Source organism: Lamprobacter sp. (assembly GCF_034860625.1).
In the GTDB taxonomy this organism is placed as follows: domain Bacteria; phylum Pseudomonadota; class Gammaproteobacteria; order Chromatiales; family Chromatiaceae; genus Lamprobacter.
In genome coordinates, this window is record NZ_JAYESN010000574.1 from 1 (window position 1) to 1162 (window position 1162).

1 protein-coding gene is annotated in these 1162 nt (G+C 66.8%); it reads left to right on the forward strand.

From position 1 onward, the window contains the following. Nucleotides 1-1162 (forward strand): proton-conducting transporter membrane subunit (locus VBE63_RS29900; protein ID WP_323686600.1); only part of this gene is annotated, 1162 nt, incomplete at both ends.

The following is a 1162-nucleotide window of genomic DNA, read 5'->3' on the forward strand; positions in this document are numbered from 1 at the left end:
ACGCCTCGACGCCGTTGCGGTGGCCTTCATCATCCTGGGTCTGGGGGTCAAGGCCGGCCTGGTTCCGCTGCACCTGTGGCTGCCCACTGCCTACGCCGCCGCGCCGACCCCAGCAAGTGCGGTACTCGGCGGCGCGATGATCAAGGTGGCGTTGCTGGGCTGGCTGCGGTTTCTACCGCTCGGCACCTCCGCCCTGCCCGAAGCGGGCACGGTGATCGCCGTGCTGGGACTGATCTCGCTGCTCTACGCGCTGCCGATCGGACTGCTGCAGTCCGATGCCAAGGCGCTACTCGGCTACTCCAGCATCAGCAAGATGGGCCTGGCAGTGCTGCTGCTGGGCTTGATGCTGATCGAGCCCGAGCTCGCACCCGCGGGGATCATCGCCCTGACTCTGTTTGCTGCCCATCATGCGCTGGTCAAGGGTGGGCTCTTCTTAGGTGTCGGCCTGCGCCAAGAGGGCGAGCGCCAGACTTGGCTCGCGGTCGGCGTCCTGATCGGACTGGCGCTACTGGCCCTCGCATTGGCCAGCGCCCCCTTCAGCAGCGGCGCGGTCACCAAATACCTGATGAAACCGGTGCTCGCCGCTGCGCCCTGGCCCTGGCTGCCGGCGGCGCTCGCCGTTGCGGCGCTGGCGACCACGCTGCTGATGGCGCGCTTGCTGTGGATCTTGATCCTGGCAGAACCGAATCGCCAAACCGCCGAGCCACGCGGTTGGGCAACGCTCGCCTGGGGCCTGATCATCCTGTTGGTGCTGATCTTCCCGTTTGCGCTCGGCAAGCCATCAAGCTGGCCAACCAACAGCCTGCCGGTCGCGATCGGCCTGGTCCTGGCCGCCTTGGTCGCGCTCGCCGCCTGGGCCAATCCGGGTTGGTTGAAACCATTGATCGGGCTGGTTCCGGCCGGCGACCTACTGGTCCTGGTGCGACCGGCTCAGGCATTGGCAGTGCGCATCGGCGCTGTCCTCTATCGGCCCTTGCTCAGCGTGCAACAGCAGGTTCAGCAATGGGCAGTCGCCCTCTTTGAGCGCTTCTTTGGCACGCCTGCAGCCGATCCCGAACGCGGGCTCAGGACCTGGCCGATTGCCGGCGCGCTCTGGATCGGCATCCTCATCCTGCTGCTGAGCGCAATGCTGGTCGGTTCAGCGGTGCTGATCAGCTCCCGA